Here is a 13,283-nt window from a genome sequence, read left to right on the forward strand (position 1 = left end):
TCATATTTTCTCAATAAATCCAGAGATTTATTTGTACTTGCAGATTCTTTCTTTTGATCGATAATAAAAATCAGGGATAAGGAGGAATAATTCATGTACCAAGGCATCAGTACTCATTGGCACAAAGCTCCTGCACAGACACAGCGCTCGCCACACGAAGCAACTTATGTATTCTTCGGGATCTTTCTGGCTTGCCTGACAGTTCCTGCGGCAATCATTCTTTGGGCAATTGCGCAAAGCGTGATGACGCATTTCTGAGGCGCCCCTCGAAGAGGTAAAGCTTTTGCTGGCTTGCATTCTGTTTTATTAAAGCCGCGTGAAGAGGTTCATACAGCTCGGGGTTTGATTATAGCTACGTTTACCGGCGTGGGTAACGGATAAGGCGTCCAAAAGATCTCGCTGGAGGAGTTTGGGGCGATTTATCAATTCGTCGCCAACTAAGTGGCTTATCAGCCAATCTGGAATGACAGCGCTCTCTTAAACGATAGTATTCGATGAATATCGGAGCCTAAAACCGTGGTGATTGTTATTCAATGTGACGCGCAATGTATGGAACATGAATTCCGTTGACCATGCTGATTGAGATGCCTTTGATTTTGAAATTTGCCCTCAATAGATAGCTTTCAGTCAAAAAAAAGCCCCGCTGCATGAGCGGGGCTTTTTTGTTTGAGTGTAATCCCGGCGGTGCACTGAGTAGCCACCGGGATTAGTTTTAATGGGCTGGGCCGCTTCCCTCACCCGGCGCGGCTCGCGCTGGCGCTACAGCTGTATCGTCAGGACGCTTTTTAGGCGGCTTGCGCGCAATCAGGCTGTAGAACATGGGAATGAAGAAGGTCGCAATAAAGGTCGCAGCCAACATACCGCCGATAACGCCCGTACCAATCGAGTGACGGCTTGCCGAACCCGCACCGGAGCTAATTGCCAGCGGAACCACACCAAGGATGAACGCCAGCGACGTCATCACAATCGGGCGGAAGCGCAGACGTGCAGCCTCGGCAGCGGCCTCAATGGCCGATTTACCCTCTTCTCGTTGCAACACGGCAAATTCCACAATCAGAATCGCGTTCTTCGCCGCGAGGCCCATGAGCGTCACCAGACCAATCTGGAAATATACGTCATTGGTCAGGCCACGCATGTACGTCGCCAGAAGCGCACCGAAGATAGCGAATGGAACCGCCGTAATAACCGCCAGCGGAAGACTCCAGCGCTCATATTGCGCAGCAAGGATCAGAAACACCATGATCAGACCGAAGATCATAGCCTGGCTACCACTGCCGCTCGTCGAGACTTCCTGATAGGCGGAACCTGTCCAGGCAATCTGGAAGCCCTGTGGAAGCACTTCCGTCGCCACTTCCTGCATCGCCTTAATCGCGTCACCTGATGTGAAACCGGGTGCCGGATTGCCCGTAACCTTGGCAGCGTTAAACGCATTAAAGCGTTCAAGCTGATCAGGTCCGACAATACGCTGAACATTTACCAGCGCGCTCAGCGGGATCATGCTACCAGAATCGGCGCGTACAAACACATGTTTGAGGTCGCTTGGATCGCGGCGGAACTCGGCTTCCGACTGCAAGTTGACCTGATAGTTACGGCCATAAAGCGTGAAGTCGTTGACATAGACGCTACCGAAAGTCGCCTGCATGGCCGTGAACACCGAATTGATCGGCACGCCCATCGCCTTGGCCTTGTCACGGTCAAGCTGGATGTCATATTGCGGCACATTCGGATCGAATGTTGTACGCACACCTGCAAGTTCAGGACGCTTGGCCGCAGCATCGGTTAGAAGCTTCGTGGCATTGGTCAGAGACTGAACGCCGCCGCCCGTACGATCCTGCACATAAAGTTCAAAGCCGCCGGTCGTGCTGAGGCCGAGAATCGGCGGCGGATTGAATGCCAGAACCAGCCCATCCTGAATGCCCGCATTCATACCCATGATCGTACCGGGAAGATTGCGCGCGTCGAGATCCGGCGTTGTGCGTTCTTTCCAATCTTTCAGCATGATGAACATCGTGCCAGCACTGGTTTTCAGACCACCCGAGAGTAGATCAAAGCCTGCAACTTCAAACACACTTGCGACCGCAGGATGCTTACGAATGTTTTCGCTGGCCTCATGCAGAACATTACTGGTCCGCTCCAGCGATGCGGCTGGCGGCAGGATTGCCACGCTGAACAAGAAGCCCTGATCTTCATCCGGCAGAAGCGAACCCGGCACTTTTTCAAACAGATAGTATGTGCCGCCTAACAGACCTGCAAAAATCAACAAGCCGATAGAAGCGCGTTTCAGGAAGAAGCGAACGCCATTTGTATAACCGCGTGTCAGGCTATCAAAAAAGCGGTTGAAGATACGGAATGGCAGCATCGGCTCATGATGGCCGGGCTTCAAAATCAGCGCGCAGAGTGCGGGCGTCAGCGTCAAAGCCACGATGCCGGAGATGATCACCGAAATCGCAATCGTAACAGCGAACTGCTTATACATTTCGCCGACCAGACCGCCCATGAACGCGACCGGAATAAACACAGCGCAAAGCACAAGAACAATCGCGATAACCGGGCCTGTCACTTCGCTCATTGCCTTGATGGCAGCTTCGCGCGGTGGCAGTTTTTCGGTCGTCATGATACGTTCGACGTTTTCCAGCACCACGATAGCATCATCGACCACGATACCAATCGCCAGAACCAGACCGAACAATGTCAGCAGGTTGATGGAGAAGCCCAGCACATACATGCCCGCAAATGTACCAATGATCGAGATCGGGACCGCGATGACCGGAATAAGCGTTGCACGCCAGTTCTGAAGGAAGATAAACACCACCAAAATGACGAGGATAATCGCCTCGATAAAGGTGTGAATGACTTCTTCAACCGAGACTTTAATGAACTTGGTCGTATCGAATGGAATCGAATAATCAATGCCTTCCGGGAAGCTGGTTTTCAGCTCCGCCATACGACTTTGAATAAGTTCCATTGTGTTGAGCGCATTTGCACCCGGCTGCAGATAGATCGCGATTGGAACCGCTGCGGTGCCATTAAGCGCACTGTCGACCAGATAGCTTTCGGTGCCGAGTTCAACACGCGCAACGTCTTTCAGAAGAAGCGTTGCCGCGTTCTTATCTGAACGAAGAATGATGTTTTCAAATGCCGTCGCATCCGGCAAGCGGCCCTGTGTGGTCGCCGTATAGGTAAAGGGACCTGCTTGCGGATCAGGCTGATCGCCAAAACGACCGGCTGCAAACTGCGCATTCTGTTCCTGAATAGCGGTCTGCACGTCTGATGGCGTCAGGTTATACTGAGCAAGCTTGTCCGGGCGCAGCCAGACACGCATCGAATATTCGATGTTACCCAGAAGCTGAACATCGCCCACGCCGGAAAGACGCTTGAGATCGTCAATGACGTTCAGAAGCGCATAGTTACCAACATAGGTACGGTCATAACGGTCGGTGGTCGAGAACATCGCCACCATGCCGAGAATGGTGCTGGAACGCTTGTCGACGGTAACGCCAAGACGCTGCACTTCCTGCGGCAGAGACGAGGTTGCACGCTGCACACGGTTGTTGACGTTGATCGTCGCCTGATCCGGGTCAGTGCCCAGAGCAAAGGTAACAGTCAGCTGCATGGTGCCGCTACCAAGGCTTGAGGACTGCATATAAAGCATGTTCTCAACGCCGTTGACCTGCTGCTCAAGCGGTGCCGCAACGGTTTGCGTTACAGTTTCCGCACTTGCACCCGGATAGTTCGCAGTCACAACCACCTGTGGCGGCGTCAGCTCAGGATATTGCGCGATGGGCAAAATCCGCATCGCGATAAGACCTGCCATCACGATGACGATAGATATGACCGCCGCGAACACTGGACGGTCGACGAAGAACTTATTCATTTTTTATCCGCCGCCTGTTCTGCACCAGCTTTAGCATCAGCTTCTGGCGCAGCTTTTGGTTCTACCGGCTGGACTGCCTTGCCCGGAGCAGCCTTGATCACACCTTCGGTAATGATGCGGTCACCTGGCTCCAGACCCTTGCTTACAATCCATTCATCTGGCAGTTCGCGCGATATGGTAATGGGGCGAACTTCCGATACGTTTTCCTTATTCACCACATAGACAAACTGTCCCTGCGGGCTCTGCATCAGTGCAGCCTTCGGAACCAAAATTGCATCATCAATGGTGATACCAAGAATGGACGCGCGAACGAACTGACCCGGAATCAGACGCTGATCGGGATTATCCACGACTGCGCGAGCGCCAATCGTTCCAGTTTCGGTATCAAGCGACGACGATGTGAAGTCGATGACGCCTTCCTGATCATAGGCTTGTCCGTCGCCGAACAGGATTTTGATGCGCAGACGATCGGCATCCTGACCTGTCGCGCCGCGTGCTTCACGCAGCTTGCGGATTTCAGCAGCTTCGGAGTCAGTGAACGAGAAATTGACATAGACAGGATTGATCTGGGTGATCGACGTCAGAAGGCTCGATGTTGCATCGGTGCCAATCAGGCTGCCTTCAGAAACCTGCTCAAGACTGGTAATGCCGCTGATCGGCGCCGTAACCTTGGTGTAGCTCAGGTTCAATTCTGCCGTGCGCAACGAAGCCTTGGCTGCTGCAACAACGGCCTTGTTGAGATCACGCGTTGCCAATGCAGTATCGCGGACTGCCGCGCTCTGCACCTTCTGCTGCACAAGCTGTTCAGCGCGTTCCGCATCGCGGATCGACTGCTGATATTGCGCTTCGGCCTGTGCAACCTGCGCCTCGGCGCGGGCAAGTTCGGCCTCATAAGGCGCTGGATCAATCTCGAAAAGCAGATCGCCAGCTTTGACTTCCGTGCCTTCAACAAAATTACGATGCAGAAGAATGCCGCCAACACGCGCACGTACCTGAACATCGCGGAATGCGCTTATACGCGCCGCATATTCATAAGGCACGGTAACATTTTCAGCTTTGATCTCGGTAACGGTGACAGGTGGCGGTGGCGGGGTCGCCCCGCCCGGTGCCTGCGCGAGTGCAGACTGCCCTGCAATAATGAAAAATGCGGCACCTGCCGCAAAAATCCGGATAGAACGGTTCATAGTCATAGTGGGAGCTGCCCTTGATGTCGCACGGTGCGGCCGAATAAACATACACGAATGTTTGTAAATACGAATTACCGTGTTATAGTCAATCACCTAATGTTACGTATCACGAATGAGTTACCCTGTTTGTGAACGAAAAATCCGTTTTATCCTGACCTTTGGCTCACGATGGGAATGCTAAGAGAACCGGAATGCGAAGGACGAAGGCCGAGGCCGCAGAAACACGCGATGCTATTCTGAGAGCTGCCGAGCAGGTATTTCTGGACCGCGGACTAACCCAATCCACTCTCATGCAAATCGCATGCCAAGCAGGCGTAACCCGTGGTGCGATCTATTTCCATTTTCAGGACAAACTCGACATATTCCAAGCAATTCTGAACCGCACTTGCTTCCCGCATGAAGAAATCATGCGCCATGCAGCGGAGTGCGATCACCCTAACCCGCTTTATGTTCTTGAGCAATCAATCCTGACGGCACTTGAGCATTTTATAAACAATGAGCGGCAGCAGAACGTTTTCACAATCATTCATCAGCGCTGCGAATATGTGGGCGAAATAGCACCCGTTGTCGATCATCTTCGCGAAGCACGCGGAAATGTATTGTCGCTTTTTTCCGGCCTGCTTGAAGTTGCTGAACGCCGCGACGAGCTTTCCAAAGAATGGACAGCTATCTCTGCTGCACAAATTTTGCTCGCCGTATTGGGCGGTTTGCTTAATGAATGGCTTCGCAGCGAGCGGGACTTTGATCTTGTGGGTGATGGCGGAAAAGCCATCAAAACGATGATCCAGTCCATGCGCCGGAACAACTGACCTTTGACTGATACACGCATCTCTTACTTTCAAGAATGCATGCCTATTCGAAACACGTATCATCCTCCGAAAACCGCTTCGCACTTTCCGAGATGCGTTATCTATTGAATTTTTAATTTACGCTTACGTCAATGTAACTCTTGCGATTAAGACGAAAGTCGACCACATTCATTATTGAGGAGCACCTAACCCGCACGTGGGAAAGGGTCGTATTGGGAGAAGGGTGGCGGCTTGCTGCTCAAACATTGGACGGAGCAATCCGGGGAGAAAGCATGGCAAAAAAAGCAACCGAAGCAAAACCCGCGTCGAGCAAGGCAACCAACAGTGCGGCTTTACCAGACAAGATCTGGCTGAAATCTTATCCAAAAAGCGTTCCGCATGAGATTGATCTCAGCAAAACTACGTCCATTGGCGACATGATCTCCAATGCCTGCCGCCACTTTGCCGACAGGCCAGCCTTTACCTGTATGGGCAAGGATTTGTCCTACAAAGAACTGGATGAAAACTCGCGCGCACTCGCTGCATGGCTGCAATCACGCGGACTGGTCAAGGGTGACCGCGTTGCGATTATGATGCCGAACATTCTGCAATATCCGGTGGCAATCGCCGCTATCCTGCGTGCTGGATTTGTGGTCGTGAATGTGAACCCGCTCTACACCCCGCGCGAGTTGCAGCATCAGTTGAACGATTCAGGCGCGCAAGCACTCATTGTTTTAGAGAACTTTGCCGCGACTGTGCAGAAGTCTCTTGCCTCCATTCATGTGCCCAACATAATTGTTGCCTCGATGGGGGATATGCACGGGCTGAAAGGCCACATCATCAATCTGGTGGTGCGCAAGGTCAAAAAGCTGGTGCCGGAATGGAATATTCCCGGCCATGTGCGCTTTAAAGATGCATTGTCGCAGGGAAAATCCAAATCATTCAATCCGGTGCCGGTCGACAGCTCTGATCTCGCTTTTCTGCAATATACCGGCGGCACGACAGGCGTTTCTAAAGGCGCAATGCTCAGCCACAAAAACATTCTGGCCAATGTCGAGCAGATGCAGTTCTGGATGGATGTTGCATTTCAGAACAAGGGCAAACCAAAGGAACTCAACTTCGTTTGCGCCCTGCCGCTTTATCATATCTTTGCGCTGACCGTGAATGCGATGATTGGCCTTAAACTTGGCGCACGCAATATTTTGATCCCGAACCCGCGTGACATTCCGGCCTTTGTTAAAGAGTTGCAAAAATATCCATTCCATATTTTCCCAGGCCTCAACACGCTGTTCAACGCATTGATGAACAACGAGGATTTCAAAGCTCTAAACTTCAAGCCACTGGTGCTGACGCTTGGCGGCGGCATGGCCGTGCAACGGCCAATCGCTGAACGCTGGAAGGAAATGACCGGCTGCCACATAACCGAGGGCTATGGTCTTTCTGAAACATCGCCTGTCGCATCGGCTAACCCTCTCGACGCAACCGAATTCAGCGGTACAATCGGCTTGCCAATGCCCTCAACCGATATCGCCATTCGTGATGATGATGGCAAGGATTTGCCACTCGGCGACGTCGGCGAAATCTGTGTGCGTGGCCCGCAAGTGATGATGGGTTACTGGAACCGAGACGATGAAACCGAACGTGCTATCATGGCCGATGGTTTCTTCCGTACCGGAGACATGGGCTTCATGGATGACAACGGTTTCACCAAGATTGTGGACCGCAAAAAGGATATGATCCTCGTATCCGGCTTCAACGTCTATCCGAATGAAATTGAGGAAGTGGCAGCCGAGCATCCGGGCATTGTTGAATCTGCCGCTGTTGGTGTGCCGAATGAGCATTCCGGCGAAGTGGTGAAGCTCTATGTCGTGCGCCGTGACCCAACGCTGACGGAAGAAGACGTTAAATCCTTCTGCGCGCAGCGCCTCACCAATTATAAGCGCCCGCGTGAAGTGGAATTCCGCGATGCTTTGCCGAAAACCAATGTCGGCAAGATTTTGCGCCGCGAGTTGCGCGACTAAAACAGAAACGGCCCTCTAATTAGGAGGGCCTTTTCATTTCATCTGAACAAGTCTGGCAGATCTGCGATGGAATTAAGCACCACATCGGCGTGCGGTTCCAGCGCATCGCGCGGGCTGTTACCGGATAAAACTCCTACACCGAGACCAGCTTTTGCGGCCTGTGCTGTTTCAAGATCGTGCAGATTATCGCCGACCATGGCGATTGCACCCGGCTCAAGGCCGAGTTTATCTGCAAAATAGAGCAGCGGATCAGCATAAGGTTTTGGACGCGCGGCTGTGTCATAGCCGATCACCACATTAAAGAGATGATCAATACCCAAGGCCTTGGCGGTGGCATGCGCTCCCGCTTCGGAATCATTGGTGGCGATGCCAAGGATAAAGCCCATCTCGCGAAGGGTTTCCAATGTTTCCCGCAGACCTTCAATCGCCGCGGCAGAACGCGCACCCTCGGCAACCGTATAGCTGTCGAATTCGGCTATTTTGGTTTTAAAGCCAGCCTCATCAATATCCGGGTGCCAGAGTTGCACAAGGTCTTCGACCGTTCCGGCAGCAATGACCGAATTGGCGCGAAAGCGCTTTGCCTGCCAGTCATAACCGCCCGCATCGAGCAGTGAACGTGCACGATGCTCATCGCCATCGGCGGTGCGCTTTGCAAGATTCCATGACACGGTAAACCATGTGCGGTCGAAATCAATCAGCGTGCCATCCTTGTCGAACAGGATGGCACGGATCGCTTTTAGTTTCTCGGGAGTAGGCAATGAACTCATGCCTCTAACGCACCGGAACGCTTTTTGACTGCCGATGGCTTGGCGGCAAGCAGTTTCAGCAAATCGTCACCTCGGCGGACATAACGCAACGTGCGGCGGGTTAGAATACGCCCTGCCTGTGGTGCAGTCAGTGTGATGTCGCCTTCCGGTTCACCCGGCTTGGTGACAACAGTGACGAGCTTTGCACCGGCCTCGACCACATCACCGGGAGCGACATGATAAAGCACCATGCCGCCTTCCGGCGCACGCAGCATTTCCACATTTTCAAGCGGCGTGATGAGGCCCTTGTAGTCGAGGTCAAGCTTGACGCTTTTATCGCGGATCACACCACGATGAACGAGGAACTTATAAAGACCTTCCGCGTCACCCTTGCCCATATCGGCATAGACATCGCTCAAACCACGGAATTCAACTGTGGTCACGGCGCGGCGCTTCATATTGCGCTTGTCGGCAGGCAATTGCAGAACCGGATGCGCGCATGCTTCCTCAAAAGCTGCGTCCGCAGTCGTGTCCCATGCGAGGATCGCGGTCGAGCCAAGCGCCACGGCCAGATCCTTCATGTCGTCCACGAATTCCTTGGCAATATAGACGTAGTTTTCGCTTTCATCATCACAATGAAGATCGAGTACGATGTCATTAGCAAGAGCCATCTTTAAAAGCGTGGCCTTCAAGCGCTGTGCAAGCGCTACAGGTGCATCCGGGCCGGGCAATTCAGACGTGTCGAAATCTGGCAACAGCGGGAAAGCGCGGTTGAAATTGACCGCTGAGAAAAACTCAAAACGACCCAGATGCTGATGCGCCTGCCACTGGTTCGAACCAATCGGATTGGCCTGTGGGATAACCGTGATGTTGCCGAGAATGCGGCCTTCTTCGGATGCTTTTTTCAGCATCGGAACGAGAAAGTGCAGAGCAGCCTGCCCCGGCAATTCGCCACCATGCAGCGAGGATTGCAGATAGGCGGTTGGCGCATCGCTGTCGTTGCCTGCAAAACGCAACACACGCAGCTCAATGCCGTTACCCGGTACATCGCCGGCAAACTCAATAATCTCGGTCTTCATTTCAGTTCCCATTTTCATTCAGCAATTCATACCTAGACGAAAAAAAAGCCGGGTGTGAAACCCGGCTTTATCCTTATCCACCTGTTTGTAATATCAGGCTTTACGGCGCGCATGCAAATGCGCAACGAGACCAACTGTCGAAGCATCTTTGCCTTCGGCAGATTCTGCACCCGAAACCACCGGAAGAAGCTCTGTCGCGAGTTCCTTGCCAAGCTCAACGCCCCACTGATCAAACGCATTGATGCCGAAAATCTGCGCTTCAACGAACACGCGATGCTCATAAAGAGCGATCAGGCGACCAAAGGCAAACGGGTCGAGCTTGTCGTGAACCAGCGTCAGCGATGGGCGATTGCCAGAGAACACGCGATGCGGTGCAATGCGCTCGATTTCGCTTTCAGGCAGATTCTTGCTCTTCAACTGAGCGTGGGCTTCATCCAGCGTGCGGCCCTTCATCAGCGCTTCCGACTGCGCAAGGCAGTTGGCGAGCAGCATTTCATGCTGATGATCGAGATGCTTTTCGTGGCCCTTTGCCGCAACGATAAACTCGAGCGGAATAGTATCAGTGCCCTGATGTAAAAGCTGGAAGAAGGCGTGCTGACCATTGGTGCCGGGTTCGCCCCAGACAACTGGACCGGTTGGACCGGACACAGGCTTGCCGTCAACCGTCACGCTCTTGCCGTTCGATTCCATATCAAGCTGCTGCAGATAGGCTGGCACACGCGCCAGACGCTGATCGTAAGGAATGACCGCACGGCTCGAATAATCGCAGATTGCGCGGTGCCAGTAGCCGATCAGACCGAGCCAGATTGGCAGGTTCTTTTCCAGCGGCGCATCGCGGAAATGCACGTCCATCGAATGCGCGCCCGCAAGGAACTTGCGGAAATTATCGGCACCAATCGCGATCATCACTGGCAGGCCAATAGCCGACCAGACCGAATAGCGACCGCCAACCCAATCCCAGAAACCAAATACACGATCTTCGCCAATACCGAATGCTGCAACCTTGTCGAGAGCGGTCGAGACAGCCGCAAAATGGGCGCCTACCGCATCTTCGCCCAGCGCATCGGCAATCCACTTGCGTGCAGTCTGCGCGTTGGTCATGGTTTCGATGGTGGTGAAGGTCTTCGACGCAACAATGATGAGCGTCGTTGCCGGATCAAGCGCATTCAGTGTGTCGGCAATGTGCGCGCCGTCGATGTTCGAGACATAATGTGCGCGTGGGCCGTCATGGTATGGCGAAAGCGCAATCGTTGCCATGACTGGACCAAGATCGGAACCGCCGATGCCAATATTGACGATGTCGGTGATCTTCTTGCCTGTCGCACCCTTGATGGAACCGGAACGGATGCCATCCGAAAACGCAGCCATACGGTCGAGCACTTCCTTCACGTCTGGCAGGACATTGTGGCCATCGACCAGAACTTCCTTCGACGTGGTGTCGCGAAGAGCCACATGCAGAACGGCGCGATCTTCGGTGTTGTTGATGTGCTCGCCTGCAAACATTGCAGCGCGGCGACCTTCAACATCAGCAGCCTGTGCGAGCTCAGTCAGAAGCGCAACAGTCTCATCATTGACGCGGGCCTTCGACCAATCAAACAGCAAATCGTCAAGCGACAGCGAATAACGCTCAAAACGGCCCGGATCGGCTTTAAATGCTGCACGCATGTCTTTTGGTGCCGCGTCCGACCAATGCTTTTTCAGCTTGGCAACCGTTGCTTCAAGCTTCGCCGTATCTCTTGCCATGATGGTACTCCAGTCAATCAAATCGATTTAATTGTCTTCATAGAGCATTTTAAACGAGAAATGCATCCGTTAAATTACAGAAATTTTCCATTTTGGTGTGGTTCTATATAGAGGTATGCATCAATTTAGGTTGATCAGGAGAAGTGTAAAGCATGGACCTCACCGGAGAAGAGAGAATTAGCGCGCCCCGGCAGGCCGTGTGGGATGCGCTTAACGACATTGAAACGCTGAAAAACTGCATTCCCGGATGCGAAGATCTGGAGCGAATTTCCGACTCGGAAATCCGCGCAGCACTCAAAGTCAGCCTTGGGATTATCAAGGTTCGCTTTCATGGAATGCTCGAACTCTCCAATATGAAACCGCCTGCCTCCTATACGATTTCAGGCCGTGGTGAAGGTTCGATTGCAGGCTTTGCCCATGGCGATACCGATGTGACGCTGACGGAAGACGGTCATGAGACAATTCTCAGCTATTCGATCAATGGCGATGCAGGCGGCAAGATCGCCCAGCTCGGCTCGAAACTGCTTGGCTCAGTGGCGCGTAAGATTGCCGATCGCTTCTTTGCTAATATCGGTGCTGCGGCAGCACAAAAAGCGGCAGATAATGCCGCTGCAAAAACGGCATAATTTCATTCGAAGATGGTATGGGAGGAGACGCGAAAGAGGTTTCGCTTTTCGTTCCTATGAGATAGTCGGTAAAGCATAACCTTAATAAGGCCTATCGGCATGAAACCCAGAGACGTCGCCACTTATATTTTTCTTGCCGTAGCATGGGGGCTATCGTTCCTCGTGGTGTTGCGCGTGGTCGAAGCCTTTGGCTGGGTGGGTGCGGTCGCCTTCCGCTCGTTCATCGCGGCGGGAACATTGTTTGCAATCGCCAAGCTCTCTGGGCGCAGCCTTGATTTTCATGCGGGCTGGAAGCCCTTTGCGATAGTGGGTGCTACGACCGTTGCAGGTCAGTTGATCGGCCTTTCCTATGGTACACCGCTGATTGGCACAGCGATGGCTGCAATCTGCGTTGCATCGATTCCGCTTTTCTCAATGGTTATCAGCCAGCTATGGGGCCTTGAGCGCATCACGCCCCGTGGCTTGGCGGGGCTTGTGCTTGGTGTCACCGGCATCGTGCTTCTGGTCGGCTTCCCGGCTGTCGCTGTAACGCCTGAATTTATCATGGGCTGTATTGCCGTGATGTTTTCGTGCTTTTCCGCAGCCTTCGGCAGCAATTATGCAAGCCGCCGTCTTTCTACCACCGGCTCGTGGGAAACCACAATCGGCGCGTTTGTATTTGGCGGCATTCTGACGCTGCCACTGATTTTCGCCATTCCTGTACCAACAACACCGGGACTTGTTGATTTCATCTATCTGCTGGTTTCGGCCTGTGTGATGAGCGCACTTACCTATGTTCTTTATTTCAAACTGGTCGGAAATGTTGGCCCGACAAAGGCCATTAGCGTGGAATTTGCAGTCACTGTAATTGCAGTTCTGGTTGGCGCAGTCTTCCTGAAAGAGCAGCTCTCCTTCATCCAATTTATTGGCGCTGCGGTGATCATTGCAGGCTGCGCGTTGGTGCTAAGCTCGCGTCCATCGCTACCAAAGGAAGCGGAAGCTTTTCCGAGCGTTGAGACAGACGAAACCTCTGACAGCACTATTATCAAATCAGAGACCATCTGATTTTACACTCTGATCAAGTTTCAAAGGTCCGTGCTTTCAAAGCCGGGCCTTTCGCTATTTCTAGTGCCTAAAAGTCATAAATTGACCAGATGATAAAAAATTTGACCTTCCGTAAAAATCTGTCATCCTGTCTTCAACGGGCACCACGCGACGGTAAAGATCGCAGCCCGGAACA

The 13,283-nt window shown here is 52.8% G+C and carries 10 protein-coding genes; 5 read left to right on the plus strand and 5 right to left on the minus strand.

Annotated features, from left to right (window positions below):
- The first annotated feature begins 93 nt into the window (after positions 1-93).
- The gene (locus ACOZHT_RS03340) at positions 94-258 is read left to right on the plus strand and encodes a hypothetical protein (protein ID WP_339509496.1); all 165 of its coding nucleotides are present in this window, start codon (positions 94-96) and stop codon (positions 256-258) included.
- A 454-nt stretch (positions 259-712) separates the two neighbouring features.
- Here the strand turns inward: ACOZHT_RS03340 and ACOZHT_RS03345 are convergent, their stop codons facing one another.
- Both ACOZHT_RS03345 and ACOZHT_RS03350 read right to left on the minus strand, forming a co-directional pair.
- Positions 713-3,874 (minus strand): efflux RND transporter permease subunit, encoded by a 3,162-nt coding sequence (locus ACOZHT_RS03345; RefSeq protein WP_339509495.1) that lies wholly within the window; start codon positions 3,872-3,874, stop codon positions 713-715.
- Entirely contained in the window at positions 3,871-5,064 is a 1,194-nt protein-coding gene (locus ACOZHT_RS03350) for an efflux RND transporter periplasmic adaptor subunit (protein ID WP_339509494.1), read from the minus strand. Before ACOZHT_RS03350 ends, ACOZHT_RS03345 begins: the two co-directional genes overlap by 4 nt.
- Positions 5,065-5,252: 188 nt before the next feature.
- On the opposite strand from ACOZHT_RS03350, the gene ACOZHT_RS03355 reads away from it, so the two are divergent.
- The gene (locus ACOZHT_RS03355) at positions 5,253-5,870 is read left to right on the plus strand and encodes a TetR family transcriptional regulator (protein ID WP_339509493.1); all 618 of its coding nucleotides are present in this window, start codon (positions 5,253-5,255) and stop codon (positions 5,868-5,870) included.
- A gap of 272 nt (positions 5,871-6,142) precedes the next feature.
- Positions 6,143-7,870, plus strand: a complete 1,728-nt coding sequence (locus ACOZHT_RS03360; protein ID WP_339509492.1) for a long-chain fatty acid--CoA ligase — start codon at positions 6,143-6,145, stop codon at positions 7,868-7,870.
- Positions 7,871-7,908: 38 nt separating this feature from the next.
- On the opposite strand, the gene ACOZHT_RS03365 is transcribed toward ACOZHT_RS03360, so the two are convergent.
- From ACOZHT_RS03365 to pgi, 3 genes are all read right to left on the minus strand, one after another.
- On the minus strand, positions 7,909-8,637 hold the full coding sequence (locus tag ACOZHT_RS03365) for an HAD family hydrolase (protein WP_339509491.1): 729 nt from the start codon (positions 8,635-8,637) through the stop codon (positions 7,909-7,911).
- On the minus strand, positions 8,634-9,695 hold the full coding sequence (locus tag ACOZHT_RS03370) for a succinylglutamate desuccinylase/aspartoacylase family protein (protein WP_339509490.1): 1,062 nt from the start codon (positions 9,693-9,695) through the stop codon (positions 8,634-8,636). Before ACOZHT_RS03370 ends, ACOZHT_RS03365 begins: the two co-directional genes overlap by 4 nt.
- 93 nt (positions 9,696-9,788) lie before the next feature.
- Entirely contained in the window at positions 9,789-11,438 is a 1,650-nt protein-coding gene (pgi, locus tag ACOZHT_RS03375) for a glucose-6-phosphate isomerase (RefSeq protein WP_339509489.1), read from the minus strand.
- Positions 11,439-11,590: 152 nt separating this feature from the next.
- Between pgi and ACOZHT_RS03380 the strand changes: the two genes are divergently transcribed.
- Complete coding sequence (locus tag ACOZHT_RS03380) at positions 11,591-12,064, plus strand: carbon monoxide dehydrogenase subunit G (protein ID WP_339509488.1); 474 nt, start codon at positions 11,591-11,593, stop codon at positions 12,062-12,064.
- 99 nt (positions 12,065-12,163) lie between these two features.
- Positions 12,164-13,108, plus strand: coding sequence for a DMT family transporter (locus tag ACOZHT_RS03385; protein WP_339509487.1), 945 nt, complete (start codon positions 12,164-12,166; stop codon positions 13,106-13,108).
- Positions 13,109-13,283: the final 175 nt, after the last annotated feature.

The organism is Ochrobactrum sp. EDr1-4, assembly GCF_049199085.1.
Taxonomy (GTDB): Bacteria; Pseudomonadota; Alphaproteobacteria; order Rhizobiales; family Rhizobiaceae; genus Brucella.